This window comes from Rhizobium sp. NFACC06-2, from assembly GCF_900101425.1.
Classification (GTDB): Bacteria; Pseudomonadota; Alphaproteobacteria; order Rhizobiales; family Rhizobiaceae; genus Agrobacterium; species Agrobacterium leguminum.
The window spans coordinates 47,863-74,393 of record NZ_FMVA01000001.1 but is presented as its reverse complement, the minus strand read 5'-3'; the positions used below and the strand labels follow the sequence as shown (position 1 = coordinate 74,393).

General features: G+C 59.9%; 28 protein-coding genes and 3 tRNA genes. 19 read left to right on the top strand and 12 right to left on the bottom strand.

The window, feature by feature from the left end; translation table 11 throughout:
• Positions 1-186 precede the first annotated feature (186 nt).
• The 7 genes from F3H58_RS00430 (at position 187) to sufA (ending at position 7,307) form a co-directional block, all read left to right on the top strand.
• Complete coding sequence (locus tag F3H58_RS00430) at positions 187-1,356, top strand: cysteine desulfurase family protein (protein ID WP_149740873.1); 1,170 nt, start codon at positions 187-189, stop codon at positions 1,354-1,356.
• Between the two features lie 197 nt (positions 1,357-1,553).
• Positions 1,554-3,023 (top strand): Fe-S cluster assembly protein SufB, encoded by a 1,470-nt coding sequence (gene sufB, locus F3H58_RS00425; protein WP_065655190.1) that lies wholly within the window; start codon positions 1,554-1,556, stop codon positions 3,021-3,023.
• Between the two features lie 72 nt (positions 3,024-3,095).
• On the top strand, positions 3,096-3,851 hold the full coding sequence (gene sufC, locus F3H58_RS00420) for a Fe-S cluster assembly ATPase SufC (protein WP_003522658.1): 756 nt from the start codon (positions 3,096-3,098) through the stop codon (positions 3,849-3,851).
• A 24-nt stretch (positions 3,852-3,875) separates the two neighbouring features.
• Entirely contained in the window at positions 3,876-5,147 is a 1,272-nt protein-coding gene (sufD, locus tag F3H58_RS00415) for a Fe-S cluster assembly protein SufD (protein ID WP_149740872.1), read from the top strand.
• Positions 5,140-6,390 carry a cysteine desulfurase gene (locus F3H58_RS00410; protein WP_149740871.1) on the top strand — a complete coding sequence of 417 codons (1,251 nt, stop codon included), beginning with the start codon at positions 5,140-5,142 and terminating at the stop codon, positions 6,388-6,390. Before sufD ends, F3H58_RS00410 begins: the two co-directional genes overlap by 8 nt.
• 38 nt (positions 6,391-6,428) lie before the next feature.
• Positions 6,429-6,812: an SUF system Fe-S cluster assembly protein gene (locus F3H58_RS00405; RefSeq protein ID WP_004442386.1), complete on the top strand. Its 384-nt coding sequence runs from the start codon at positions 6,429-6,431 to the stop codon at positions 6,810-6,812.
• A 105-nt stretch (positions 6,813-6,917) separates the two neighbouring features.
• On the top strand, positions 6,918-7,307 hold the full coding sequence (gene sufA / locus F3H58_RS00400) for a Fe-S cluster assembly scaffold SufA (protein ID WP_149740870.1): 390 nt from the start codon (positions 6,918-6,920) through the stop codon (positions 7,305-7,307).
• A gap of 50 nt (positions 7,308-7,357) precedes the next feature.
• On the opposite strand, the gene F3H58_RS00395 is transcribed toward sufA, so the two are convergent.
• The 4 genes from F3H58_RS00395 to F3H58_RS00380 are packed head-to-tail and all read right to left on the bottom strand — an operon-like array spanning position 7,358 to position 10,895.
• Entirely contained in the window at positions 7,358-7,636 is a 279-nt protein-coding gene (locus F3H58_RS00395; protein WP_149740869.1) for a hypothetical protein, read from the bottom strand.
• 28 nt (positions 7,637-7,664) lie between these two features.
• The gene (locus tag F3H58_RS00390; RefSeq protein WP_063948758.1) at positions 7,665-8,873 is read right to left on the bottom strand and encodes an ABC transporter permease; all 1,209 of its coding nucleotides are present in this window, start codon (positions 8,871-8,873) and stop codon (positions 7,665-7,667) included.
• Positions 8,863-9,582 carry an ABC transporter ATP-binding protein gene (locus F3H58_RS00385; RefSeq protein WP_144576277.1) on the bottom strand — a complete coding sequence of 240 codons (720 nt, stop codon included), beginning with the start codon at positions 9,580-9,582 and terminating at the stop codon, positions 8,863-8,865. Before F3H58_RS00385 ends, F3H58_RS00390 begins: the two co-directional genes overlap by 11 nt.
• A 14-nt stretch (positions 9,583-9,596) precedes the next feature.
• On the bottom strand, positions 9,597-10,895 hold the full coding sequence (locus F3H58_RS00380; RefSeq protein WP_149740868.1) for an efflux RND transporter periplasmic adaptor subunit: 1,299 nt from the start codon (positions 10,893-10,895) through the stop codon (positions 9,597-9,599).
• A gap of 237 nt (positions 10,896-11,132) precedes the next feature.
• On the opposite strand from F3H58_RS00380, the gene F3H58_RS00375 reads away from it, so the two are divergent.
• Together F3H58_RS00375 and F3H58_RS00370 are read left to right on the top strand one after the other, a co-directional pair.
• Positions 11,133-11,288: a hypothetical protein gene (locus F3H58_RS00375; RefSeq protein WP_149740867.1), complete on the top strand. Its 156-nt coding sequence runs from the start codon at positions 11,133-11,135 to the stop codon at positions 11,286-11,288.
• A gap of 36 nt (positions 11,289-11,324) precedes the next feature.
• Positions 11,325-12,119 (top strand): DUF429 domain-containing protein, encoded by a 795-nt coding sequence (locus tag F3H58_RS00370; protein ID WP_188128723.1) that lies wholly within the window; start codon positions 11,325-11,327, stop codon positions 12,117-12,119.
• A gap of 30 nt (positions 12,120-12,149) precedes the next feature.
• Here the strand turns inward: F3H58_RS00370 and F3H58_RS00365 are convergent.
• Positions 12,150-12,226 (bottom strand) — tRNA-Arg (locus F3H58_RS00365).
• Between the two features lie 48 nt (positions 12,227-12,274).
• Complete coding sequence (locus tag F3H58_RS00360; RefSeq protein WP_003507982.1) at positions 12,275-12,580, bottom strand: ETC complex I subunit; 306 nt, start codon at positions 12,578-12,580, stop codon at positions 12,275-12,277.
• Between the two features lie 266 nt (positions 12,581-12,846).
• Between F3H58_RS00360 and F3H58_RS00355 the strand changes: the two genes are divergently transcribed.
• Positions 12,847-12,923: transfer RNA gene (locus F3H58_RS00355), tRNA-Pro, on the top strand.
• A gap of 53 nt (positions 12,924-12,976) precedes the next feature.
• Here F3H58_RS00355 and F3H58_RS00350 read toward each other — a convergent pair.
• Entirely contained in the window at positions 12,977-14,119 is a 1,143-nt protein-coding gene (locus F3H58_RS00350; RefSeq protein ID WP_149740866.1) for a ceramide glucosyltransferase, read from the bottom strand.
• A gap of 213 nt (positions 14,120-14,332) precedes the next feature.
• The gene (locus F3H58_RS00340) at positions 14,333-14,602 is read right to left on the bottom strand and encodes a DUF982 domain-containing protein (protein WP_003522644.1); all 270 of its coding nucleotides are present in this window, start codon (positions 14,600-14,602) and stop codon (positions 14,333-14,335) included.
• Between the two features lie 213 nt (positions 14,603-14,815).
• Here F3H58_RS00340 and F3H58_RS00335 point away from each other — a divergent pair, with 213 nt between their 5' ends.
• Positions 14,816-15,064, top strand: coding sequence for a BON domain-containing protein (locus F3H58_RS00335; protein WP_003522642.1), 249 nt, complete (start codon positions 14,816-14,818; stop codon positions 15,062-15,064).
• Between the two features lie 66 nt (positions 15,065-15,130).
• On the opposite strand, the gene F3H58_RS00330 is transcribed toward F3H58_RS00335, so the two are convergent.
• Positions 15,131-15,613, bottom strand: a complete 483-nt coding sequence (locus F3H58_RS00330; protein WP_188128722.1) for a DUF192 domain-containing protein — start codon at positions 15,611-15,613, stop codon at positions 15,131-15,133.
• Positions 15,613-16,191: a cold-shock protein gene (locus tag F3H58_RS00325; RefSeq protein ID WP_004442353.1), complete on the bottom strand. Its 579-nt coding sequence runs from the start codon at positions 16,189-16,191 to the stop codon at positions 15,613-15,615. The genes F3H58_RS00330 and F3H58_RS00325 overlap by 1 nt, the downstream gene beginning before the upstream one ends.
• A gap of 192 nt (positions 16,192-16,383) precedes the next feature.
• On the opposite strand from F3H58_RS00325, the gene F3H58_RS00320 reads away from it, so the two are divergent.
• Entirely contained in the window at positions 16,384-16,824 is a 441-nt protein-coding gene (locus tag F3H58_RS00320) for a VOC family protein (protein ID WP_065655178.1), read from the top strand.
• A 156-nt stretch (positions 16,825-16,980) separates the two neighbouring features.
• Positions 16,981-18,255 (top strand): YcbK family protein, encoded by a 1,275-nt coding sequence (locus tag F3H58_RS00310; RefSeq protein ID WP_188128721.1) that lies wholly within the window; start codon positions 16,981-16,983, stop codon positions 18,253-18,255.
• A gap of 283 nt (positions 18,256-18,538) precedes the next feature.
• Here the strand turns inward: F3H58_RS00310 and F3H58_RS00305 are convergent.
• Positions 18,539-18,614 (bottom strand) — tRNA-Lys (locus tag F3H58_RS00305).
• 282 nt (positions 18,615-18,896) lie between these two features.
• Between F3H58_RS00305 and F3H58_RS00300 the strand changes: the two genes are divergently transcribed.
• Both F3H58_RS00300 and F3H58_RS00295 read left to right on the top strand, forming a co-directional pair.
• Positions 18,897-19,643 (top strand): cytochrome c biogenesis CcdA family protein, encoded by a 747-nt coding sequence (locus F3H58_RS00300; RefSeq protein WP_149740864.1) that lies wholly within the window; start codon positions 18,897-18,899, stop codon positions 19,641-19,643.
• 34 nt (positions 19,644-19,677) lie between these two features.
• Positions 19,678-20,616 carry an AEC family transporter gene (locus F3H58_RS00295; RefSeq protein ID WP_065655176.1) on the top strand — a complete coding sequence of 313 codons (939 nt, stop codon included), beginning with the start codon at positions 19,678-19,680 and terminating at the stop codon, positions 20,614-20,616.
• Here the strand turns inward: F3H58_RS00295 and F3H58_RS00290 are convergent.
• Positions 20,600-21,808 carry a UbiH/UbiF family hydroxylase gene (locus F3H58_RS00290; RefSeq protein ID WP_149740863.1) on the bottom strand — a complete coding sequence of 403 codons (1,209 nt, stop codon included), beginning with the start codon at positions 21,806-21,808 and terminating at the stop codon, positions 20,600-20,602. The genes F3H58_RS00295 and F3H58_RS00290 overlap by 17 nt on opposite strands.
• A 209-nt stretch (positions 21,809-22,017) precedes the next feature.
• Here F3H58_RS00290 and pcsA point away from each other — a divergent pair, with 209 nt between their 5' ends.
• From pcsA to F3H58_RS00270, 4 genes are all read left to right on the top strand, one after another.
• The gene (gene pcsA / locus F3H58_RS00285) at positions 22,018-22,743 is read left to right on the top strand and encodes a phosphatidylcholine synthase (protein WP_035263562.1); all 726 of its coding nucleotides are present in this window, start codon (positions 22,018-22,020) and stop codon (positions 22,741-22,743) included.
• Positions 22,744-22,954: 211 nt separating this feature from the next.
• Entirely contained in the window at positions 22,955-24,514 is a 1,560-nt protein-coding gene (locus F3H58_RS00280) for an ABC transporter ATP-binding protein (protein WP_188128765.1), read from the top strand.
• Entirely contained in the window at positions 24,504-25,595 is a 1,092-nt protein-coding gene (locus F3H58_RS00275) for an ABC transporter permease (RefSeq protein ID WP_003523441.1), read from the top strand. The genes F3H58_RS00280 and F3H58_RS00275 overlap by 11 nt, the downstream gene beginning before the upstream one ends.
• Entirely contained in the window at positions 25,595-26,515 is a 921-nt protein-coding gene (locus F3H58_RS00270; protein WP_188128720.1) for an ABC transporter permease, read from the top strand. Before F3H58_RS00275 ends, F3H58_RS00270 begins: the two co-directional genes overlap by 1 nt.
• Positions 26,516-26,531 lie beyond the last annotated feature (16 nt).

Here is a 26,531-nt window from a genome sequence, read left to right as displayed (position 1 = left end):
TCTCCAACCGCATTCTTCCGATGAGAAGACTTGACGAACTGTGTCATCTTTTCTAGAACGCAGTTTAGAATAATTCGAAACTTTGCGTGTGCTAAAGCACTCGGGTGGTGTCATAAGGCAAGCGCAACTGTAATTTCAAGAAAAATGCGTTTTGGCGCATTGAAGATTGGATGAAGCCTCATCGTTATGACGGTTTTGACGCGGACATATATGGACTGGAACGCGACGGCGCCGCTTTTGCCCGCCGTGCGCGATGTTCTCGTCTCCGCGCTCGATCTTGCCGGCAATCCATCTTCCGTCCACCGGGAAGGGCGTGCCGCCCGCGCCGCCGTTGAGGGCGCCCGCCGCGAGGTTGCGGCACTTGTTGGCGCAGAGGCTGCTCATGTCACCTTTACCAGCGGCGCGACGGAGGCCGCCAATCTGGTGCTGACACCGGATTTCAGGATGGGGCGCGCTCCCGTGCGCTATGGCCATCTTTATGTTTCAGCCATCGAGCATCCTGCCTTTCGCGAAGGCGGCCGGTTCGGCAAGGCTGACGTTACGGAAATTCCCGTTACGTCAGCGGGTGTCATCGATCTTGCGGCACTTCAGACGCTTCTGTCGTCGCACGATGCTTCCGCCGGCCTGCCGATGGTTGCCTGCATGCTGGTAAACAATGAGACCGGCATCCTCCAGCCGGTGGCGGAAGCGGCGCGGCTGGTGCATGCGGCGGGTGGATTGATGGTGGTTGATGCCGTTCAAGGGGCTGGCCGGGTTCCGCTCGATATCAATGCGCTCGATGCCGATTTCCTTGTTGTCTCGTCCCACAAGCTCGGTGGCCCAAAGGGGGCTGGCGCTCTCATCTCGCGCGGCGAGGTGATGATGCCGAAGCCGCTCATCCATGGCGGCGGGCAGGAGAAGGGGCATCGTTCCGGCACGGAAAATACCCTGTCGGTTATCGGTTTTGGTGCCGCTGCCGCTGTTGCTGCCAAGAATCTCGAGATTGAAGCGGCGCGTCTTGCCGCTCTGCGGGCGCGGCTGGAAGACGGCATGCGGGCGAGTGCGCCGGATGTGATCATCCACGGCGAGGATGTCGCTCGCGTCGGCAATACGACGTTTTTCACCCTGCCTGGCCTGAAGGCGGAAACGGGGCAGATCGCCTTCGATATCGAAGGCATTGCGCTGTCGGCCGGTTCGGCCTGCTCATCCGGCAAGGTGGGGGAAAGCCATGTGCTGACGGCTATGGGGCGTGATCCCAAGCTTGGCGCACTCCGGATTTCCCTTGGCCATGCGACGGACGAGGCGGACATAGACAGGACGCTTGCAGCGTTTGCGAAAATTGCCGGGCGGCGCAAGCTTTCCGGTCAGGCCGCGTAAAATGCGGCAAAGAATTGCGGATTAGCAATTTTCCGCTTGCCGGGATGTGTGAAAAGCGCCATCCCGCACTTACATGGGTATAAGCTCCGCCCCGCTTAACGGCGCGGTGACACTGCCCGAAGATGGATAAGGCGGCTTTCCGCCTTGATACGTTGACAAGCCACCGGACCTTGGCTCCGGCGAGATTGGAGAACGACATGGCAGCGGTTCAGGAAACGATCGATCAGGTCCGCCAGATCGATGTGGACCAGTATAAATACGGCTTCGAGACAAACATCGAAGTCGACAAGGCCCCGAAGGGCCTTTCGGAAGAGGTGATCCGTTTCATCTCGGCCAAGAAGCAGGAGCCGGAATGGATGCTGGAATGGCGTCTTGAGGCTTACAAGCGCTGGCTGACGATGGAAGAGCCGACCTGGGCGCGCGTCAGCTACCCCAAGATCGATTTCAATGATCTCTATTATTATGCCGCGCCGAAGACCGCGCCCGGCCCGAAGTCTCTGGACGAAGTCGACCCGGAGCTTTTGAAGGTCTATGAGAAGCTCGGTATTCCGCTGAAAGAACAGGAAATCCTCGCCGGTGTTGAAAAGCGCCAGGTCGCCGTGGATGCCGTGTTCGACAGCGTCTCGGTCGTCACCACCTTCAAGGCGGAACTGGCGAAAGCCGGCGTTATCTTCATGTCGATTTCGGAAGCCGTGCGCGAGCATCCGGAACTGGTGAAGAAATATCTGGGCTCTGTCGTTCCGACGACGGACAATTTCTACGCGACGCTGAACTCGGCCGTCTTCACCGACGGTTCCTTCGTCTTCGTGCCGAAGGGCGTGCGGTGCCCGATGGAGCTTTCCACCTATTTCCGCATTAACGAGAAGAACACCGGCCAGTTCGAGCGCACGCTGATCATCGCCGAAGAGGGTGCTTACGTCTCCTATCTGGAAGGCTGCACCGCGCCGCAGCGCGACGAGAACCAGCTTCACGCCGCCGTTGTCGAACTGGTGGCGCTTGATGATGCCGAAATCAAATATTCCACCGTCCAGAACTGGTATCCGGGCGACAAGGAAGGCAAGGGCGGCATCTACAACTTCGTGACCAAGCGTGGCGATTGCCGCGGCAACCGTTCGAAGATTTCGTGGACGCAGGTGGAAACCGGCTCGGCCATCACCTGGAAATACCCGTCCTGCATTCTGCGCGGTGACGACAGCCGCGGCGAGTTCTATTCGATCGCGGTTTCCAATGGCCATCAGCAGATCGATAGCGGCACCAAGATGATCCATCTCGGCAAGAACACGTCGAGCCGCATCATCGCCAAGGGCATCGCCGCCGGCTTTTCGGAAAACGTCTATCGCGGCCAGGTGTCGGCCCACCGCAAGGCGACCAACACGCGCAACTTCACGCAGTGCGACTCGCTCCTGATCGGCGACAAGTGCGGCGCGCATACCGTGCCCTATATCGAGGCGAAGAACTCCTCTGCGCATTTCGAGCACGAGGCGACGACGTCGAAGATTTCCGAAGACCAGCTGTTCTATTGCCTGCAGCGCGGCATCCCGGAAGAAGCGGCTATCGCGCTGATCGTCAACGGCTTCGTGAAGGAAGTCATTCAGGAACTGCCGATGGAATTTGCCGTGGAAGCGCAGAAGCTGATCGGCATTTCGCTGGAAGGTTCGGTCGGCTGATCGTCACCCAAACACGCATTTGAGTGCGCGATGTTCGCGCACCTTCGCTCACACAATTCTTAGGATACATCCATGCTTGAAATCATCGACCTGCACGCAAAGATCGCCGATACCGAAACCGAGATCATCAAGGGCCTCAACCTGAAGGTTGCCGCCGGTGAAGTTGCCGCCATCATGGGGCCGAACGGTTCCGGTAAGTCGACACTGTCCTACATCCTGTCGGGCCGCGAAGATTACGAAGTCACCTCCGGTGACATTCTCTATAACGGCGAAAGCATTCTGGAACTGGATGCTGCCGAGCGTGCGGCCAAGGGCATTTTCCTTGCTTTCCAGTATCCGGTCGAAATTCCCGGCGTCGCCACCATGCAGTTCCTGAAGGTTGCGATGAACGAGCAGCGCAAGGCGCGTGGCGAGTCCGAGCTGACGACGCCGGACTTTATCCGTCGCGTCAAGGAAGCTGCCGGCGATCTGAAGATCGACATGGAGATGCTGAAGCGTCCGCTGAATGTCGGTTTCTCCGGCGGTGAGAAGAAGCGTGCTGAAATCCTGCAGATGGCGCTTCTGGAGCCCAAACTCTGCGTTCTCGACGAAACCGATAGCGGTCTCGACATCGACGCGCTGAAGATCGTGGCTGACGGCGTCAACGCGCTGAAGTCGCCGGATCGCGCTACCGTCGTCATCACCCACTATCAGCGCCTGCTGGATTACATCGTGCCTGACAGCGTTCACGTTCTTTACAAGGGCAAGATCATCCGCTCGGGTGACAAGGCTCTGGCGCTGGAACTGGAAAACAACGGTTACGCCGACATCATCGGTGAAGCGGCCTAAGTCAAAGGCCAGGAGGTGATGTCCATGAACATTCAAGCTACCAACCGGCTGACGCCAGCGGAAACCGCGCTGGTCGACGCTTACACCGCCAAGTTCAGCGAATTGCCGGGCGACGGCGCTGTTGTTGCCGCCCGTGACGTGCTGTTCGACGATCTGAAGACCGGCGGTCTTCCGACGCGACGCATCGAGGCGTGGCACTATACCGATCTGAAAAGCCTGCTGCGCGCCCTTCCGGAAGACCGGCCCGCGCCGGTTATCGAGAAGCAGGCGCCGACGGTTGCCGGCTCTCTGGTTGCCTATGTGCAGCATGGCGCGGCCGATATCGGCAAGATCGAGGACGTCCGTGTTTCGCGCTTTGCAGAAAGCCTGCTCGACGGTTCGGCTGCCGCCGGCCTCGCTGAAGCCAGCAAGGATGACGCGATTGGCCGCATCAATGGCAGCTTCGTGCGCGATGGTCTGGTGCTCGAAATCCCGGCCGATGCCGAGATCGAGAAGCCGATCGAATTGCAGGCGATCCATGGCGCAGGCCAGGTTCACAGCCGCTTCCCGGTCCGTTTCGGCAAGGGTTCCAAGGCAACCGTCATCGAACGTCACCTTTCGGTGACTTCGGATGCGGCCTTCGTTTCCTCCGTCAGCGACATCGTTGTCGAGGATGGCGCGGAAGTGACCTGGATCATCCTGCAGCAACAGGGGGCCGCCGATATCCATCTTGGCCAGCTGCGCATGAAAATCGGCGCGGATGCCAAGATTCGCCTGTTCATTGTCAATGCCGGCGGCAAGCTGGTGCGGCAGGAACTGCGCATCGACGTGGAAGGTGAGGGCACGGACCTCATCGTTCGCGGCGTCAACCTTCTGGGTGGCGAAACCCATACCGACGTGACGATGGTTCTCGGCCACAACGTGCCGAACACGACCTCGACGGAAGTTTTCCGCAACGTGGTGTTCGACCGCGCGAAGGGCATTTTCCAGGGCATGATCCGGGTCGCACCGGATGCGCAGAAGACCGATGCGAAGATGGCGTGCAACACGCTTCTGATGTCTGACGATGGCGAGTTCTCGGCAAAGCCGGAACTGGAAATCTTCGCCGACGACGTTCAGTGCGGCCATGGTGCAACGGTTGCCGATATCAGCGACAACCATCTCTATTACCTGATGGCACGCGGCGTTCCGCGGGCGAAGGCACGGGCGATGCTCGTCAACGCCTTCGTCGCCGAGATCGTCGAGGAACTGGAAGAAGAAAATCTGGTAGAGGCGCTGGAGACGATCATCTCCGGCTGGCTGGAACATCATGCCTGAGAGCGAACGCGCCGCATTGGCGGCTCCTTATGACATCGAAGCAGTGCGCCGGGATTTCCCGATCCTGTCGCGCGAGGTCTATGGCAAGCCGCTGGTCTATCTCGACAACGGCGCGTCCGCTCAAAAACCGCAGGTGGTGATCGACGCCGTTTCGCATGCCTATGCCAATGAGTATGCGAATGTGCATCGCGGCCTGCATTTCCTCTCCAATGCCGCAACCGACGCCTATGAGGCGGCGCGCGAAAAGGTGCGCCGTTTCCTGAATGCCGGTTCGGTGGACGAAATCGTCTTCACCAAATCCTCAACGGAAGCGATCAATACGGTCGCTTACGGTTATGGCATGCCGAAGATCGGCGAGGGCGACGAGATCGTCATTTCGATCATGGAGCATCATTCCAACATCGTGCCGTGGCACTTCATCCGCGAGCGGCAGGGCGCCAAGCTCGTCTGGGTGCCCGTCGATGATGACGGCGCGTTCCACATCGAGGCTTTCGAAAAGAGCCTGACGGAGCGCACCAAGCTCGTTGCCATCACCCACATGTCGAATGCGCTCGGCACCATCGTGCCGGTCAAGGAAATCTGCCGCATCGCGCATGAGCGCGGCATTCCGGTGCTGATCGATGGCTCGCAGGGCGCTGTTCATATGCCGGTCGATGTGCGCGATATCGATTGCGACTGGTATGTGATGACCGGCCATAAGCTCTACGGTCCTTCGGGCATCGGCGTGCTCTATGGCAAGGCCGACCGGTTGCGCGAGATGCAGCCGTTTCAGGGCGGCGGCGAGATGATCCTCGACGTTACCGAAGACAATGTGACCTATAACGAGCCGCCGCACCGCTTCGAAGCCGGCACACCGCCCATCGTGCAAGCCATCGGTCTCGGTTACGCGCTTGATTACATGGACAATCTCGGCCGCGCCGCGATTGCAGCACACGAGGCTGATCTTGCCGCTTACGCCGCCGAGCGTCTGCGCGAGATCAATTCGCTGCGCATCATCGGCAATGCGCCTGACAAGGGCGGCATCTTCTCTTTCGAGCTTGCGGGCATCCATGCCCATGACGTCTCGATGGTGATCGACCGGCGCGGCGTTGCCGTGCGGGCCGGCACCCATTGCGCCATGCCGCTCTTGAAACGCTTCGGCGTCACCTCCACATGCCGGGCATCGTTCGGCCTTTACAATACCCGCGCTGAAGTAGACTCTCTTGTTGAGGCGCTGGAATATGCGCGCAAATTTTTCGCCTGATATCGGGATTTGAGAGATCAGGATTGAGGTTTAAGACCATGACTGCCGATGCCACTGCGAAGACCCAGGATGCGACCGAAGCTCAGGAAAAGGTGTCCACCATTCCGCCGGATGAGCTGGCGCGCCTCAGCGACGACGTGATTGCGGCGCTGAAGACCGTCTACGACCCGGAAATTCCGGCCGATATCTTCGAACTCGGTCTCGTCTACAAGATCGATATCGAGGATGACCGGATGGTCAAGATCGTCATGACGCTGACGGCCCCCGGTTGCCCGGTGGCGGGCGAAATGCCGGGCTGGGTGGAAAATGCCGTGGGCGCCGTCGAGGGTGTTTCCGGTGTCACCGTCGAAATGACCTTCGATCCGCCGTGGACGCCGGACCGTATGTCGGAAGAAGCACAGGTCGCCGTCGGCTGGTACTGACGTGATTTTGACAGGTGTCATCCCTTGATGACACTCTCTGGCGCTATTAGATTGAAATCCATAAGCATCGAGCCTTGAACTCGATTGTCGAAGGAGAATGGGCCCATGGGCTTTGCAATCATGACCATGACCGGGGCTGCGGCCTCCCGCGTTAAAGCGATCGTCGAAAATTCCGGACCGGGCGCCAAGGGCGTGCGTGTCGGCATCAAGAAGGGCGGCTGCGCGGGCATGGAATATACCATCGACCTCGTGACCGAGCCTGATCCGAAGGACGATCTGGTGGAATTCGAAGGCGCGAAAGTCTGGGTTCAGCCTTCCGCCGTACTTTATCTGCTCGGTACGCAGATGGATTTCGAAGTAACCAAGATGCGCTCCGGTTTCACCTTCAACAATCCGAACCAGACTTCGGCCTGCGGCTGCGGCGAATCGGTCGAGCTGAAGCCTGCTGATCTCGCGGCGCTGGCAAAGCAGCGTGAGGCGGAAGCAAGCGTCTGATTGCTAACGCGATCTCTGCGATGGAGAGGCAGATCTTCTTTTTCCAAGGATCATGACTGCTGTTTTTTGAACGCTTCGATAAAATCCGCCAGCGGATGGATTGATGGCGTTGTTTTCAACAGCGGCTCGAGAGCCGCCGCGATCATTGCGCAATCCTGGTCGGCAAGCGGCCGAAGGCTCGAAGTGACCTTGTTGTAGACAGGCGTTCCGCGTGCCGCTAAAGAGCGATGGATCACAAACTGCTCTGTCTGCCCGTCCTGTCGTTCCACAAAGAGCGCAAGCGATCCGCCGTCAGCGGCAGCGGCGCTATCGGATACCGATTTGAACATCGAGGTTCTCTCCCGCTACGATTTGTGCTCACTCGTGTCTAAGCGCTTCGATCGGGCTCAAACTCGCCGCCCGCCGTGCCGGAAAATATCCAAAAATCACCCCAATAGCCGCTGAAAAAGCAAAGGCGAGGAAGATGATCGACGGGCTGGTGACGAAGGGCACGTTAAGGAAGCTGACGACGGCATAAGCAAGGCCGAGGCCGGTGAGGATGCCGACGATGCCGCCGAAGGCCGAGAGCATCACCGCCTCCACCAGAAACTGCGTGAGCACCTGTTTTTCCAGCGCGCCGATCGCCAGTCGAATGCCGATCTCGCGGGTGCGTTCCGTTACCGAAACCAGCATGATGTTCATGATGCCGATACCGCCCACGAGAAGGCTGACGGCGGCAACCGCGCCGAGAAGTCCGGTGAGAAGCGTCGTCGTGCCGGTCATGGCGGACGCGATCTGCGTCATGTCGTTGACGGTAAAATCATCCTCACGGCCGATGCCGATGCGGCGGCGCTCGCGCAGCAGGTTCTGCAGGTCGCTCTGCACCTTGGCGGTGGAGACGCCGTCCTGCGCCGAGACCATGATCGAGGAAATGGTGGTGGTGCCGCCAATGCGCCGCTGGTGGATTTTCAGCGGCATGATGATGGTGTCGTCCTGATCGTCACCGAGGCCGGACTGGCCTTTTCTGGCGAGAACACCGATGACGGGGCAGGAGATGTTGCTGACGCGGATTGTCTGTCCGACAGGGTTCTCCGCCCCGAAGAGCTCCTGTCGCACGGTTTCGCCGATGATGCAGCCGATCTGGCCGCCGCGATCTTCGGCAGGCTGGAAGTCACGGCCGAGCGCGATGGTCCAGTCCTGCGCGATCAGATAGTCGTTCGTAGTGCCGATGACGCTCGTCTGGTGGTTCTTGCCGCCGAAAATGACGGTTGCCGCAGCGCTGCGGTTTTGCGGCGCGACAGCGCGGATGCCCGAGATTTGGTTGCGGATGGCCTCGACATCGCGGTCATCGAAGCGCTTGGCTTCGGTGCTGGCGCGGCCGGGTCCGAACTGGCCGGGACGCACGAACAGCATGTTGGTGCCGAGCCGTGACAGTTCCGATTTTACCTGCTCTGTCGTGCCATTGCCGATGGTGACCATGGCGATGACGGCGGCCACACCAATGACGACGCCAAGCACGGTAAGGAAGGAGCGCAAAAGGTTGCGACTGATGGCACGCAGCGCAAGACGCGACGTTTCAAAGAACATCCGATGTCTCCTTTTCATCCGCGGCGCTATCGGAGGCGAGGTGGCCGTCCACAAAACGCAGCAGACGCCCGGCATAAGCGGCGATATCCTCCTCATGCGTCACCATGACGACCGTAATGCCCTTGTCGCGATTGAGCGAGGTTATCAGTTCCATGATTTCGACGCTCGTCTTCGTGTCGAGATTGCCGGTCGGCTCGTCGGCCAGAAGCAGGGCGGGGCGGGTAACGATGGCGCGGGCAATGGCCACACGCTGCTGCTGGCCGCCGGAAAGCTCCTGCGTGGTGTGATCTTCGCGGCCTTTGAGCCCCACCTGCGCCAGCGCCTCCATGGCGCGCTCCCGACGCTCCGAGGCCTTCATGCCGCGATAGATCAGCGGCAACTCGACATTTTCGACGGCCGATGTCCGGGAGAGAAGATTGAAGCCCTGAAAGACGAAACCGAGCATGTGCCGGCGCAGCAGCGTCAGGTGCTCATTGTCGAAGCCGCTGGTCGGCACGCCCTGGAAGAGATACTCGCCTGCCGATGGCACATCCAGACAGCCGATGATGTTCATCGAGGTGGATTTGCCGGAGCCTGACGGCCCCATGATGGCGACGAATTCCTTTTCACGAATTGAAAAGCTGACGCCATCGAGCGCGCGGATCGTCGCTTCGCCGCGGCCATATTGCTTGACGACGTCACGAAATTCGATGAGCGGCGGCTGTTCCAAACGGATGCCCTCCCTCAGCCGGCGTTGCGCGCGGTGGCGTCGGTAATCACCTGGTCGTCGGCCTTCAGCTCTCCCGATTTTACGACGGTATGCTGGCCGTCGGTGGAGCCGGTTTCGATGGCGACGGAGACTGGCGTATTGTTACGCAGCACCCAGACCGTCCTTTTGGCCTGCGCGGCTTGGCCGGCATCGCGGTTCTGCGAGCGGCCCATGCGCGGCGGGCGAAACAGGCTCATCAGCCCGCCGCCACGAGAGGCGGATTCGCGCGGCGGCGTATAACGAAGCGCGGAATTCGGCACCAGCAGCGTATCCTTGATTTCTTCAACGATGATATTGGCGGTTGCCGTCATGCCGGGGCGCAGCAGCAGCTCTTCATTGTCGACGGTTAATATGCCCTTGTAGGTGACCACATTCGACACGGTCTCGGAAGCGAAACGCACGGTCTCGATCTCGGCCGGGAAACTGCGGTCGGGATAGGCATCGACATTAAAAGTGGCCTTCTGCCCTGTCTCGACCTTGCCGACATCGGCCTCATCCACGGACACCTGCAATTCCATATGGCGCAGATCGCCGGCGATGGTGAACAGCACCGGGGCGTTGAGCGAGGAGGCGACGGTGGCGCCCGGATCGACGCTGCGGGTAAGGATGACGCCATCGATGGGCGAGACGATCTTGGCCTTGCCGAGATTGACCTCGGCGAGCCTTAAATCCGCTTCCGCCGAAAGCACGGTCGCCTCGTTGACTTCAAGCGTCGCGGCAGCCGCATCATGGGTGAACTGCGCGGCGTCCAGATCCTGCTGGCTGGAGACCCGGTTCTGCACCAGCGATTTCAGGCGCTCCATGGAGGTTTTGGCCGAGCCGAGATCGGCGCGCGCCTTCAGCACATTGGCCTTGGCGGAAGCAAGCTTGGCGCGGGCGCTCTGGACATCGGCTTCGAGCTTGTTGGTATCCAGTTCCGCCAATACGTCCCCGGCCTTGACCGGGCTATTATAGGTGACGTTGACCTTGCGCACGGTGCCGGACAATTCGCTCGATATATCGACCTGATCCGTCGGCTGAACCGAACCGGTGGAGGTGACGATGACCGAGAGATCGCCCTGACGCGCCGCTTCCGTGGTGTAGCTATAAGCGACGCCTGCCGCCCGTGACTGGTAATAATAACCAAGGCCTCCGCCAATCAGCACAATGGCTGCTGCGGCGTAGAGATACCGACGCGACTTTTTCTTGCGGCTGTTTCTGTTCGTTCCCAGAATCTCGCGCAGATCGGGCTGGCTGTTTTCGGTATCGCTGCCACTCATATTGGCGTCATTCATTCTCGTCACCCGCAAAGTCCAAATTACCACAGAGGGTTGTCGCCGCTCTCCGGTTTGTCCGTCCATCTGTCGCCGTTGTATTCCTCTGATTGTGGGAAGTGACATAGCTTGCCCCAAGGGTGAAGTGAAAACTTGGTAATATTTATGATAGTTCTGGTCTGCTAGAGATAAATCCGGGAAGATCGATGCCATAAACGCGGCGGAGCTTTCAGCAGCGATAGTCAGGACGAAGATAGAATGAACGACAATGTGGTGAAGTTCCGCAAACCGGTGCCGCCGAAAAAGCCACGCGAACCGCTGGGACCGAGAGCGAAGAAGGCTCTCACAATTGCGGCTGTCATTGCGTTTTTCGTGGCGGTGTGGGGGTATTTCACGTTGATGGGGCAGGGGTGACGCGATCCCGCGTGCGACGGAATCCGGACGTGATGTATGACGGCGATATTGGGAATTGACGCTGCCTGGACGGCGACCGAGCCGAGCGGCGTCGCGCTGGTTGTCAAGGATGGCTCATGCTGGCGGCTGCGCGCGGTTGCCCCCTCTTACGATCATTTTCTTGCACGACAATACGAGGCATCAGCCCGTAGTGACCGCCCTCGTGGTTCGATTGCACAGGCGACAGAACTTCTAGATGCCGCCGAAGCGCTTGGCGGATGCAAGGTCAACCTCGTCGCGGTTGATATGCCGCTTTCACATGGCCCGATAACGGCTCGACGCGTTTCGGACAACAGGGTTTCCTCGGCTTACGGTGCCCGCCATTGCGGCACGCACACCCCGAATGCTCTTAGGCCGGGCAAGATAAGCGACGACCTCAAAATCTCCTTCGAACACGCAGGATATCCACTCCTGACGACGGAGGTCTGCGAGCGCGGTCTGCTTGAGGTCTATCCCCACCCCGCATTGGTCGAGCTGACGCAATCGGAGAAGCGGCTCCCCTATAAACACTCGAAGATCGGCAGCTATTGGCGATCAGACACCATTCCCGTTCGGCGAACGAAACTGGTTGAAGTCTGGCGTTCGATTGTGGCGCATCTCGATGCCCGCATTGGCAATGTCGCGGATGCTCTCACGATTCCCCCGATCGACGCGCGAACATGGGAAATGAAGGCCTTTGAAGACATGATGGATGCGGTTGTTTGCGCCTGGATTGGCATCTGCGTTCTGGAGTGCGATGCCATCTCTTATGGCGACGAGACGTCCGCAATCTGGATTCCGGCAGTGAAGTGAAGGTTTGCGCCTCGGAGGGAAGGTGGAAGGTGGCGACCCCTGCAGGACTCGAACCTGCGACCTACTGCTTAGAAGGCAGTTGCTCTATCCAGTTGAGCTAAGGGGCCGTCATGCCGGGCAATCGATGCTCCGGCAAAAACTTTGATCGTCGTGTTTCAGTGCGTCCAGGGCTGGGTGCGGTTGAAACGGAAATTGTCGGTGTAGGAAACCACCTTGCGGGTCGCTTCCTTCGGCTGGATGACGCGGTATTCGATGCCCTTGCGCTGGGCATAGGCTTCGGCCTGTTCCTGCGTCTCGAATGTCAGCTTGAGCTGCTGCTTCATGTCGGAACTGGAGGTGTAGCCCATGATCGGATCGATCTTGCGCGGAACCTCGGCGTCGAATTCCAGAACCCAGACATTGGTCTTCGCCTTGCCGGATTGCATGGCGGTTTTTGCAGGGCGGTAAATCTTCGCAGACATGTCGAAACTGCTCCGGTTGGACAGCGGGGCGAAACGCCCCGAATTATTCATCACGTACCTGAATAGAATAACCAAATCGTGTCAGGAACGTTGAATTTGAAATGGACTGACTTCAGGTGAGAGTCAAGACGATTATCCCCTTGCCGTCCGATCCTGCGCCATCGTTTCGAGGTTACATTTTGCTCATCGGGGCCGTGGCTGAACAAAGATGAATTTCCCTGTTGCGGACTGCGGGTGAACCGTGTATTCCCCAGCCATCGCCTCGGCGGAGTGTAGCGCAGTCTGGTAGCGCATCTGGTTTGGGACCAGAGGGTCGGGAGTTCGAATCTCTCCACTCCGACCATTTTAAAGCAAAACATCAGCTTTCCGGCGTAACTTCTTCCAAACAGCTGTGATTTATTCTGCGGATGGACCGGCCAGGGTGCTCTCTGCCGTGCCTATCGTCATGACATTGCCGCGCCATGCCACCGCGCTGCCGATCCAGCTTCGCGCCCAGACGACGGGCATGATCATGTCGCGGGCGATCATCGCCGGCAGCGTATGGAGCGATACCGGCCAGCGGTTGAGGGCTGCAAGCGCAAGTTCCGGCATATACATGAGGGCGAGGACGGCAAAGGCGGTTGCGGGGAGGTTCACATCCATCATGGCGGCGGCGGCGAGCGCGAAGAGAAGCGGGGGAAGCGCGCCGGTGAGGATTTCGGGCGCGAAATATTGCGGGAAGGTCACGCGTCGCAGCCGCGCCCAGCGGGTCTGGCGCGACCAGATCTCGCCGGCATGGCGCTGGCCGAGCGGCTGTTCGAAGGGGGCGCTGACCAGATGCACCTTGCGCCCGGTGCTTCGCACCAGCTTCGTCGAAGCGGCGTCTTCGGCGATTTCAGCGGCCAGCGCGCGAATGCCGCCATTGTCTTCCAGAAACGGCTTGTTCCACAACATCGACTTGCCCTGTGCGAAACCCATGCCGATGGCTTCCGCCGCATATTGCCAGCGTCCCTGCGAGCCGTTGAGGAAGGCGCATTCCACATGCGCCCAGAAACCCGCAGGCCGGGAGCCAAGCGGCGGCGAGCAGACGAGCCCGCTATCCTGCCGCCAGGCCGACATCATGGTCGCTATATAGGATTTCGGCATCAGCACGTTCGAATCGGCCAGGATCACCCAGTCATGCCGGGCGGCCCGCCAGCCCTTGACGCAATTGTTCAGTTTCGGATTGGCGCTGATGCGGTCATCGCCGATGAGCAATTGCATGGAAACTAAGGGGAAGGCGGCTTGCGCTTTGCGAACTTCCTCGATCACCGGATCGAATTCATCGGCGACGCAGAACAGCAGCTCATAATCGGGCCAGTTGAGCTCGAAGGCGCGCGACAGCGTCAGAGGCGTGAAGTTCTCCACGCCGCGCAGCGGTACCACAAGCGAGACAGGCGGCTTTTGCCGGACGAGATCGTTTTCCGTGTCCCGTCTCGTCAGTCGCCAGCCGGCCAGAACGATGCCGAGAAGATTGAAGCTAAGGAGCAGAATTGCGCAAAGGGCAAAGACAGTTTCCATGCTGGCCAGTTCCACTCCCAAGCTTTTGGCGGTCTGCGCGCCAATCGATTCCATGGAATTCGTCTCTGCCGATTATAACGTTTGCGTGACAGTTACATGTCATTATCGGCCGGTGTGCAGGCTGCGCCGTGCATGGAGGCGTCGCAGAGGCCGCGCGCAAAAGAAAAAGCCCTCCGCATGGAAGGGCCCAATCGTCACGACGGTCGATGAATTTTAGTGGACGTTCAGGATGTGGGCATGACTGCTTGCGATGAGAAACGATTCCCGTGCTTTCTCGATGTCGCATCTGCCGGCGATGGCATCGAGGCAGTTCCTGCGCGCCTCTTCATATTCCGGCCCGTGTTCCTCGGGCCAACGATACATCAGCATGTCCAGCGCCACCAGCGGGCTGTAGATTTCCACCGCGACGCACAGCGGCAGGTGGATTGCCACCGGCTTCATCCACGAGGCGTGGTGACACGGCTCCGTTCTGTTAATCAGCATGTCATTCTCCTCCCTGTTTTACCTGCCTTGAAGGCCTTTCACACTCCCATGCGCGAAATGCCCGCCTCACGAAATGGTTCCCGATCACCTAAAATGTGATCGATCAGGGGGTTCCAATTTTCCAAGATGAATGGAAGATGAACAAATAGATGAACCGGAGATGAACAAAACCGCCCTCAGGGCGTTGTTATGTCCATAAGAAGGAGAACGCATATGTTCAATTTGTCAGGCATTCAGGAAAGCTTCTTTGGAGACCGCATGGCCGGCGTATGCCAGGCAATCACGTCGGCTCTGGCCTTCGAATCGGGTCTCGAAAAGTCGCGCATTTCCGCAACTGTCGAAAATGACGTGATCTATCTGGAAGGCACGGCCGATTCGGTCGAAGCGATCGACATCGCCATCAACCTTGCCGCTTCCATTTCCAATTGCCGGATTCTGAGCCATATCGAGCCGGTCTACTGAATATTGCGTCTGAATGAGCCGGGCGAAACCTCGTCCGGCTCATTCAGACGCAATAACGCGGCAACGTTATTTCCGGTTGCCGATTTGCGCGCTGCGAACCACATCGCCCGGCTTGATGCCATAGCGCTTCGCAGTGCCGCCATTCAGTTCAAGCACAAATTTTACTGGCCCGCGGGAGCTGATGATCGCTTCCGAATGCGGAACCGCGTTTTCGTGAATATGGGTAATGCGGCCGTCACGGCCAATGAAAAGCATGTCGAGCGGAATAAGCGTGTTCCGCATCCACATGGCGACGTCACGCGGCTCACCGAAATCGAACAGCATGCCGTTTTCAAGCGGCATGCTCTTGCGGAACATCAGGCCCTGTTCGCGCTGGGCGTTGTTCAGCGCCAGTTCGGCAGTGAAATCGTGGCTCTTTCCCCCGGCGGTTTCAATCTGCAGCGGTTCAGAGGTGAATGTCTGCTGTTGCTGGGCCTGGGCGGCTCCGGCGAGCGTGAAAAAAAGAAGCGCCATAACGGCGCTTTTCACCATATGGGGCAGGGCGGACATCAATGCGACATCCCGATGGAAACCGGGTTGTCGGGGTGGATTTCCGCCGCCATCAGGCCCTTGTCGCCATCGCCGTAACGCACCAGCACCACCTGGCCGGGGCGAAGCTCCGTCAGGCCGAAACGGCGCAGGGTTTCCATATGCACGAAGATATCTTCCGTTCCTTCGCCGCGCGTCAGGAAGCCGAAACCCTTGGTGCGGTTGAACCACTTGACGATGGCGCGCTCGAGCCCGCTCGAAGGCGTTACCTGCACATGGGTGCGCACCGGCGGCAGCTGCGAGGGGTGAACGGCGGTCGACTGGTCCATCGACAGGATGCGGAATGCCTGGAAACCGCGGTCGCGCCGCTGGATGAGGGCGACGATGCGCGTGCCTTCGAGAATTGTCTGGTAACCGTCGCGGCGCAGGCAGGAGACGTGCAGCAGCACATCCTGCGTGCCGTTGTCGGGCACGATGAAGCCGAAACCCTTGGCGACATCGAACCACTTCACGACGCCGGTAATTTCGGTCAGGTCCACGGCATCGCCCGAAAGGTCCTCGACATCGACTATCGTTTTCGATGACATCCTATCAGCCATATCCTGCCAACCCCTCGATTACGCGCCATACACCGGTCAACTGATTCCTGTGCGCCAGATTAACATCTTGGTAACGGTTTCACGCAAGCCCTAGTTTTTGATTTACGCAGCTGCTTTTATGTCGCCGTCCTTGTCCGGGGCTTGCCATCATGCGTTTAACGGCTCCGGACCCGTGTAATGGAGAGGAAGAACATGCGGTATCTGCACACAATGGTTCGCGTCAAAGACCTTGGCGAATCACTGAAATTCTATAGCGACCTGCTGGGTCTTGAGGAAATACGCCGAATCGAGAACGAAAAAGGCCGATTCACTCTGGTGTTTCTTGCGGCGCGAGACGACATTGCTGCGGCGAAGGAAAACAAGGCGCCGTGCCTCGAACTCACCTATAACTGGGATACCGAGGATTATACCGGCGGCCGCAACTTCGGCCATCTGGCTTACGAGGTCGACAATATCTACGATTTCTGCGCCCGGCTTCAGCAGAACGGCATCGTCATCAACCGGCCGCCGCGTGACGGGCACATGGCCTTCGTGCGCTCGCCGGATGGTATTTCCTTCGAAATTTTGCAGAAGGGCGAAAGCCTCGCACCAGCCGAACCGTGGATATCTATGCAGAATACCGGTTCCTGGTAGGGATTTTCCGGTGAGCAGCGGCGTTTTCGGGTGCTCTTGCCTTGTCCCGAGGGGATGAGGCATAGTCCGCGAATCGAAACGGCCAGTCCCGTTTTGGGGAAGCACACGCGCCCGTTCCCGTGCTGCTGTTGGAAATGCAAGATACGGAGGCCACCCATGACAACTGTCGAGAGAGCGAAAGGACGTCTGGTCCGTCAGCGTCTTGTCATCGCGGTTTCGCTGCTCGGGCTTTCCGGATGCGTTTCGGCAGTGACCGACGATGAGATGGCCGCCGCGACCAAAAAGCCGGAAATCTCCGCACAACAGAAGCCGCAGACCGCGGCTTCAACTGCTGCGGCGGGTGCGCAACAGGGACATTATGTGGATCCGGCCGTGGCATCGGCGGCCGGAGCGGCCGCACCAGCCCAGCCGCAGGCGTCGGGCGGCCCGGCGCAGGCCTATGGCGCTGCCCCTGATATCGGCGGATTGACGACGCAGCCAACGGCGATTTCCGCAGGAACGACAAGCATTTATTCCACCGCATCCGCAGCGGCAGCGCCCGCCGTTACCGCAGGGGCGCCGGGCACGGCCGCCGCTGCGGGCGCTCCTACCCAGAGAATCGTTCCTGCCGTCAGCAGCGTTTATTCTGCGCCGGTGCAGGCGGCGCAGCCGCAACCGGTGGCAGCGCCGGCTCAGGTCCCGCCAGCCGCACAGGTGCCGGCGGAACAGCACAGCGAAAATCGTCAGCCGGCATCCGTACCCGTGCCGCAGTCGGCATCGGAACAGCTTGCGGCCGTTGCCGCGCAACCAGCCGTGGACGCCAGGGCGGCGGGCGAGGGGCAGGAAAGCGAGGGTAAGGGCGTGACGCTTGCGGCGTTTTTCGCCGGTGCGGCCAAAAAGCGCCTGCCGAAAATGATTGAAAGCGGCACGGCCGGCAATACGCAGGTCGCCGCATTGCCCGGCGTTTCGGACGGGACGATGGGCATTGCCCTTTCCGGCCGCTCGATGATGTCAGACGAATTCGATGACGCCCATCTCGATGAAGAAGATGACCAGCCGACCGGCCTGATGAAGCTCGCTTCGCTCTCCGGCCTCACCCGCGTTGCTCCGAACGGGCTTTTCCTGCAGACGGACCGTGTCGAAGTCGGCTGTTTCAAGCCGGAACTGGTGCGGATGATCAAGGATGTGGAGCGCCACTATAACAGCCCGGCGATCGTCACCTCGGGCTATCGTCCGCCAAAGGGCATAAGGCAGGGTTCCAAGCACTACACCTGCGATGCCGCCGACATCCAGATCAAGGGCGTCTCCAAATGGGAGCTTGCCACCTATCTGCGTTCCCTGCCGGAACGCGGTGGCGTCGGCACCTATTGCCACACCGAGTCGGTCCATATGGACACGGGTGAGCCAAGAGACTGGAACTGGCGCTGCCGCCGTACTGCCGCGCGCAAATGATCCCCTGATTGGATTTGCCGGAATATTAAATCCGGCGATTTCTGGGGCCGAGACTTCGGCCTGAGGAACTATCACGAGCGATTGAAACGATTGCCCGGTCATGCAGGGGCGTTGGTGCCGAGCCGGTGATCCTTATTGCAGCGGCTGTTCTAAAACCCGGGCTTGCGGTGGATATCGTTATTTTGCGCTCGGAGACTGCGGCCGAATCTTTTCCATTCCCGCCGGAGTTCGGCCACCTTCGGCGCTAACTCTTTGTGAAATATCAGAAAATTGTATTTGAAGGTGGTGAGAGCGCAGGGATTCGAACCCTGGACCTACTGATTAAAAGTCAGTTGCTCTACCGGCTGAGCTACGCTCTCCCGTGTCGGGGCTTGGCTGCCCTTCGGAAGTGCGCGGAACATATGTAGAGCGATCCGTTCGGTCAACCCAAAAAAAGCGGTTTCGACAATCAATCCGGTTTTTTTTGTCGCACCCCCGAAAAGGTGATTGGAGAGAGGGGGCGGCTGGGGATAAAACCGGCTTCAGACATGTCGGCCGGACGGGTGAAATCCTTTTGCAGCAATGACATGCACGAAAATGAAGCGTGAAGTGCCGGCGAAGCTTGAGAATCGCGGCGGCTTTGCGGAATGCGGAGTTCTTTCTTGTCGATTGCCGATATTTCCCTGTTCAGCGCGCTTCTGGCCGGCGCTCTTTCGTTTCTGTCGCCCTGCGTTCTGCCGCTGGTGCCGCCTTATCTCTGTTATATGGCGGGTGTTTCGGTCGAGCAGTTCAGGACGGAAGATACCGCGCCGCGGCCGGAGATTCGCAGGGCCGTGCTGTTTTCGGCCTTCTTCTTCACGCTCGGTTTCGCCACGGTCTTCGTGGCGCTGGGGGCAGGCGCCTCGACGATCGGCACGCTTCTGCGCCAGAATCTCGACATTCTCGCCAAGATCGGCGGTTTCATCATCATTCTGATGGGTCTGAATTTTCTCGGCGTGTTCCGTATCGGCCTGTTTTCGCGCGAGGCGCGGTTTCAGGGGGCGGGCAAGCCGGCCACGCTGTCCGGGGCCTATGTCATGGGTCTTGCCTTCGCCTTCGGCTGGACGCCCTGCATTGGCCCGGTTCTGGGGGCTATTCTCGGCGTCGCCGCCGCGCGCGATACGGTTGGCGACGGTGCGGCGCTGCTTGCGGTCTATTCTCTTGGCCTTGCGGTGCCGTTCTGGATCGCGGCGGCGTTTTCCGGCTCCTTCATGCGTTTTCTCGTCCGCTTCCGCCGCCATCTCGGCCTCGTGGAAAAGCTGCTCGGCATATTGCTGGTGCTGACCGGTCTCGCTTTCATGTCCGGTTTTATCACCAATGTGGCGATCTGGTTCCAGGAGACCTTTCCGATCCTGATGCAAATCGGCTAAGCCTCCCGCTGGAGTTGCTTGCGGGGGAAACATAGTGACGGATATCGTCGGATTGCTGTTACCGTTTTTCGGCCTGATCTTCATCGGCTACGGGGCGGCGCGTATCACGAAGCAGCCGGTCGAGGCGATGGGCTGGCTGAACACCTTCATCATCTATGCGGCGCTTCCGGCGCTGTTTTTCAAGCTGGTGTCGAAAACGCCGGTGGAAGAACTGGCGCGGATGGATTTCGTCGCGGCCAGTCTCGCCTGCACCTATGGCATTTTCTTGGCTGTGTTCCTGATCGGCCGGTTCGTGCGGAAAAACAGCCTTGCCGAAACCACGATCCAGAGTTTCGCGGCAAGCTACGGCAATATCGGCTATATGGGGCCGGGGCTTGCGCTTCTGGCGCTTGGCGAAAAGGCGGCGGTGCCGGTGGCGCTGATCGTCTGTCTGGAAAATGCCGCCCATTTCATCGTCGCGCCGGCGATGATGGCGGTTGCGGGCGGTGACAAGCGCTCTCCGGCAAGGCTTGCGCTGGATGTGGCGCGCAAGGTCATCACCCATCCCTTCATCGTCTCCGTCATCGCCGGCTTTCTTGCCGCTTCGCTGTCATGGCAGCCGCCGGAAGCGGTGCAGCGGCTGGTGGATTATCTGGCGCAATCGGCGGCGCCCTGCGCACTGTTTGCCATGGGCGTGACGCTGGCGCTTCGGCCGATGAAACGGGTGCCGGTGGAAATCAGCTATATCGTGCCGGCAAAGCTGATCCTGCATCCGCTTGCGGCTTATCTCGTGCTCTCGTCGCTCGGGCGGTTCGAGCCGGTGTGGATCTATTCGGCCGTGCTTTTGGCCGCGCTGCCGACCGCGACGAATGTTTTCGTCATCGGCCAGCAATATCACGTCTGGCAGGAGCGGGCGTCGGCAACGATCCTGATCTCGACGGTGCTGTCGGTCCTTACGCTGACCGGCGTGGTGTATTTCATCCAGCCTTTTTGAAGCTGCCGAACAGCAGCGAGGGCAGGGCCTTCAGCCCACGGCCCGGTTCGATGCCTTCGCGCATCACCATGCTTCTCAGCGTGCCGATGCCGGAAAGCACGTGCAGGCCCGCCGCGCGCGCCATCTGCACCGGCAGGAGATCGGAAAGCAGCGAGCGGTTCAGGAGATCGACGCTCAGCGTGCGGCTGTAGACATCCGCCCGCCGCCTGCGGTCGAAGCCGCTGCCGGCATCGGCCGCAATCGGCCGGTCGGAGACGGCGCTCAGCAATTCCGTCAGCGCGATGATGTCGCGCAGGCTGAGGTTCAGCCCCTGCGCGCCGATGGGCGGAAAACCATGTGCGGCCTCGCCGATCAGGGCGACGCGGCCCTTGCCGAAGCGGTGTGCGGTCATGGAAGAGAGCGGCCATGCCTGCACGCTGTCCTCGACGGTAACGGCTCCCAGCATGGATTGCATGCGCTCCTCGACCCGGAGGCTGAGCGCTTCCAGCGGCAGCGCCGTCAATTCCTCCGCCTGTTGCGGGGTGACGACCCAGACGAGGCTGGAGCGGTTGCCGGGCAGGGGAACCTGGGTGAAAGGGCCGGTGGGGGTGTGGAATTCCGTCGAGACATTGCCATGCGACCGGCTATGGCCGAAGTTCAAAACAATGGCCGTCTGCGGATAGGACCAGGATTTGACGCCGATGCCGGCAGCATCCCGCACCATGGATTTGCGGCCATCCGCACCGATGAGGAAATCGGCGGAGAGCGTTTCGCCGTCGCCAAGCGTCACCGTCACGCGGTCGTTGCCGATGTCGATTGTCTCGGCGGACGTGTCGAGGCGGGTAATATTGTGTTCCTGCCCGACCGCTTCGCTCAGAACGCCGAGCAGCACCTCATTGGGGATGTTCCAGCCAAAGGCGTCCAGCCCGATTTCGGAGGAACGGAACTGCACGGTGGGTGCACGCAGCAGGCGGTCGGTACCATCGATGATCTGCATGGTGGAAAGGCGTGCGGCCGAAGGCGCGATGCGCGACCACAGGCCGAGACGGTCCATGAAACGGATGGACTGGTCCATCAGCGCCGTGGTGCGCTGGTCCTTCCTGTCGCTGGAAGGTGCAACGAGCGCCACGTGGCGGCCCGCCCGCGCCAGCGCGATGGCCGCGATCTGGCCCGCAAGTCCCGCACCGGTGATGGCGATATCGAAGTGTCTCATGGTCCTGATCCGTTGTTATTTCCAAAGCATCATAAAGGCTTTGGTCGGGTAAATCCACTTCGGTCCCGGAACATCCGGTTGTGAAGATTCGTTGGTTGTGCCGCGATATTAGTCTTAGGATAAGCGGATTGAGCCGGTTGCAAAGCGTGGTGAATGGCCGCATACCGGAATGAACAGGCGGATGAAAAAACGGGGCACAGACGCTGACTATGAAAATTTTCAACTATAAGCGTGTTCCCTACGCGGAAATCCGCGCCTTTTCCGTCCATATGCTCACGGCCTCCGGCTCGTTCCTGGCTTTTCTCGGCGTGGTCGCCGCAGCCGAACACCGTTTCGTTGACATGTTCTGGTGGCTGGGGCTTGCGCTTCTGGTGGATGGCATCGACGGTCCCATCGCCCGCAAGGTCAGGGTGAAGGAAGTGCTGCCCAACTGGTCCGGCGATACGCTCGATAATATCATCGACTATGTTACCTATGTGCTGCTGCCCGCCTTTGCGCTTTATCAGAAGGGCATGATCGGCGAGCCGCTGTCCTTCGTGGCGGCGGGCATGATCGTGGTGTCGAGCGCCATCTATTATGCCGACATGGGCATGAAGACGGACGAATATTTCTTCTCCGGTTTTCCGGTGGTGTGGAACATGGTGGTGTTCACCCTGTTCGTCATGGACGCCAGCGCCACCACGGCGATGATTGTCGTTACCGTTTCGGTGTTTTTGACATTCCTGCCGATCAACTTCCTGCATCCGGTGCGGGTGAAGCGATTGCGGCCGCTCAATCTCGCCGTGGTCTTCATCTGGTGCGCGCTTGGCGGTTATTCGCTGCTGATGCATTTCGAAACCCCGACCTGGGCCGTGATCGGCTTTGTGGCGAGCGGCATCTATCTTTATTGCATCGGTGGAATATTGCAGTTTTTCCCCTCGCTCGGCGCGAAATGAGAAAAGGGTAAAGCCGTTTATTGCTTGTGCAAATTGCATTTAAGCGGCTTCTTTTTCAGTTGTGCGCAGCAGCAAAACCGTTATCAATAAGTTCTGATCGCGTATCATTGCATACTTTTTGGTGCGGGATTGGGAACAATGACCGCAACCGTTTGAAACGCCTCGAAGAAGGCATGACGGTTGGTGAGAGAGGGAACTCGTGACTGGAACTTTGGCGCCGGAGGCCGTGCCTCTCCTGTCCGTTCGCAAGCTGACCAAGCTGTTCGGCAATTTCGCCGCCTGCAACGGCATCGATCTCGATATTGCGCCGGGCGAAATCCACGCGCTTCTGGGTGAAAACGGCGCGGGCAAATCCACGCTCGTCAAGATGCTGTTCGGCGTGCTCGCCCCGACGGAGGGCGATATTATCTGGCAGGGCCAGCCGGTTTCCATAGGCTCACCCAGTGAGGCTCGCCGGCTTGGTATCGGCATGGTCTTCCAGCATTTTTCGCTGTTCGAAGCGCTGACGGTCGCTGAAAACATCGCCCTGTCGCTCGATCCGAAAATTTCATTGAAGGAAATCGCCGGGCAAGCGGAAAAGCTGTCGCGCGCCTATGGTCTGCCGCTCGATCCCAATGCGCATGTGGCCGATCTTTCGGTCGGCGAGCGCCAGCGCATCGAAATCGTCCGAGCGCTTCTACAGAATCCGCGCCTGATCATTCTCGACGAGCCGACCTCGGTGCTGACGCCGCAGGAGGCCGACAAGCTGTTCGAGACGCTGGAGAAGCTGAAAGCCGAAGGCCGTTCCGTACTTTATATCAGCCATCGTCTCGAAGAGGTGCAGCGTATCTGCGACCGCGCCACCGTTCTGCGTCACGGCAAGGTGACGGGCGCCTGCGATCCGCGCAGGGAAACGCCGGCATCGCTGGCGCGCATGATGGTGGGCAGCGATGTCGCAAGCGTTTCGCGGGCCACGGGCGAGGCGCTGGGTGCGCCGCAGATCGAGGTCATGGGGCTTTCGGTCGCGCCGCGCACGCCTTTTGCCGTGGCGTTGAAATCGATTTCCATGACTGTGCGCGCCGGCGAGGTGCTGGCGATTGCCGGCGTTGCCGGGAACGGGCAGGGCGAGCTGTTCGATGCGCTTTCCGGCGAATATCCGGTCTATAATAACGATGCGATCCATCTGCGGGGCAAGCCGGTCGGCCGTATCGGCATCAATGGCCGCCGGCTGATGGGTGCGGGTTTTGTGCCGGAAGAGCGCCATGGCCACGCCGCCGTTCCGGGCATGAGCCTTTCCGACAATCTGTTGCTGGCGCGGGCGCGCTCCGACCGCAAGGCGTTTCTGACCGGCGGTTTCCTGCGCATCGTGCGTGGCTCAGTCATCAAGGCGGCGGCGCGGCGTATTTCGGAAACCATGGATGTGCGCAAAAGCGGGGCCGATCCGCTGGCCGGGTCGCTATCCGGCGGCAACCTGCAGAAATTCATCGTCGGGCGCGAGCTTGACCGCCAGCCTGCCGTGCTGGTGGTCAATCAGCCGACCTGGGGCGTGGACGCGGGTGCGGCGAGCCGCATTCGCCAGGCGCTTGTCGATCTTGCCAAAGCGGGTTCGGCCGTCATCGTCATCAGCCAGGATCTCGATGAAATATTCGAAGTCGCCACCAATATCGCGGTCATTTCCGACGGCAAGCTCTCCGATGCCCATCCGGTGGAAGAGATGACGCTTGAAAAGATCGGCCTTTTGATGGGCGGCATTCACACGTCACATTCGGGAGCCGCCCAGCATGCGCATTGAGCTTGAAAAACGCGCGGGGGTCTCGAAGCTCTTCACCCTGCTTTCCCCGCTTCTGGCGCTCACGCTGACGCTGCTTGTCGGCGCCGTCATGTTCGCCATGCTCGGCAAAAATCCGGCTCACGCGCTTTACGCCTTTTTTGTCGAACCGCTGCTGGAAGTCTGGTCGCTGCACGAGCTGGCGATCAAGGCCGCGCCGCTGATCCTGATCGGAGTCGGCCTGTCGATCTGTTATCGCTCCAATAACTGGAACATCGGCGCGGAGGGGCAGTTCACCATCGGCGCGATCACCGGCTCCATCCTGCCGGTGCTTTATCCCGACTGGCATTCGCCGCTGCTTTTGCCTTTGATGCTGGTGATGGGCGCCGTGGGCGGCGCGCTTTATGCCGGTATTCCCGCACTTTTGAAGACGAAGTTCAACACCAACGAAATCCTCGTCAGCCTGATGCTGGTCTATGTCGCGCAGCTTTTCCTCGACTGGCTGACACGCGGCATCTGGCGCGATCCGGGCGGTTACAACTTCCCGCAGACCAAGCCGTTCAACGACAGTGCCGTTCTGCCGGAAATGCTGGCCTCGGGCCGGGCGCATTGGGGTTTCGTTTTCGCCATCGTCGCCGCCATCGCGCTGTGGTTCATGATGCGCTACATGCTGAAGGGCTTCGAGGTCACCGTGCTCGGCCAATCGGCGCGGGCAGGGCGCTTCGCCGGTTTCTCCTCCAGCCGCATGGTGTGGTTTTCGCTGCTGCTTTCCGGTGCGCTGGCGGGGCTTGCGGGCATATCGGAGGCCTCCGGTTCCATTGGCCATCTCCAGCCCAGCATTTCGCCGGGTTACGGCTTTACCGCCATCATCGTCGCCTTTCTCGGCCGTCTCAATCCGCTCGGCATCATCCTTTCCGGGCTGGTGCTGGCGCTGACTTATCTGGGCGGCGAGGCGGCGCAGCTTTCAATCGGTGTGTCGGACAAGGTGACGCGCGTGTTTCAGGGGCTGATGCTGTTCTTCGTGCTGTCCTGCGATACGCTGATCTTCTACCGCATAAGGGTCGTCTTTTCCGGCAAGGCGCATCGTAAAGAAGGAGCGGCATGATGGATATGCTTCAGGCCATTCTCCTCACCGTCATCACCGCCGCCACGCCGCTCGTCATCGCCGCTTCCGGCGAGCTGGTGACGGAGCGCTCCGGTGTCCTCAATCTCGGTGTCGAGGGCATGATGATCATGGGTGCGGTCTGTGCTTTCGCGGCCGCGCATATGACCGGGTCTCCCTATCTCGGCATTCTGGCCGGCATTGCCTCGGGTGCGGTTTTCTCGCTGCTCTTCGGTTTCCTGACGCTGACGCTCGTTACCAATCAGGTGGCGACGGGCCTTGCGCTCACCATTCTCGGCCTCGGCGTCTCGGGTATGCTGGGTGAAAGTTTCGTCGGCCTGCCGGGTGTGAAACTGCAGCCCATCGTCTTTCCGCTGCTGTCGGACATTCCCTTCCTCGGTCCGCTGCTTTTCCGGCAGGATTTGATCTTCTACCTCTCCATCGCGCTTGTCGCCGGCATCAGCTGGTTTCTGTTCAAGAGCCGCACGGGCCTCAAAATCCGCGCCATCGGCGACAGTCACGCGTCGGCCCATGCGCTCGGCATCAATGTCATCCGCACGCGTTATCTCGCCGTCATGTTCGGCGGCGCCTGCGCGGGGCTTGCGGGTGCGCAGCTGTCGCTGGTCTATACGCCGCAATGGGTGGAAAACATGTCGGCCGGGCGCGGCTGGATTGCGCTGGCGCTCGTCGTCTTCGCGTCCTGGCGCCCATGGCGGGTGCTGGCGGGCGGTTACCTGTTCGGCGCCGTCACCATCGGCCAATTGCACGCGCAGGCCTTTGGCATCGGGGTGCCGTCGCAACTGCTTTCGGCGCTGCCCTATCTCGCCACTATTGTCGTGCTGGTCATCATCTCGCATAATCGCCGCACGACCTTGATCAATACACCGGCGTCGCTTGGCAAATCCTTCGTGCCAGACAGGTGAAGCATTCTCACGTCTC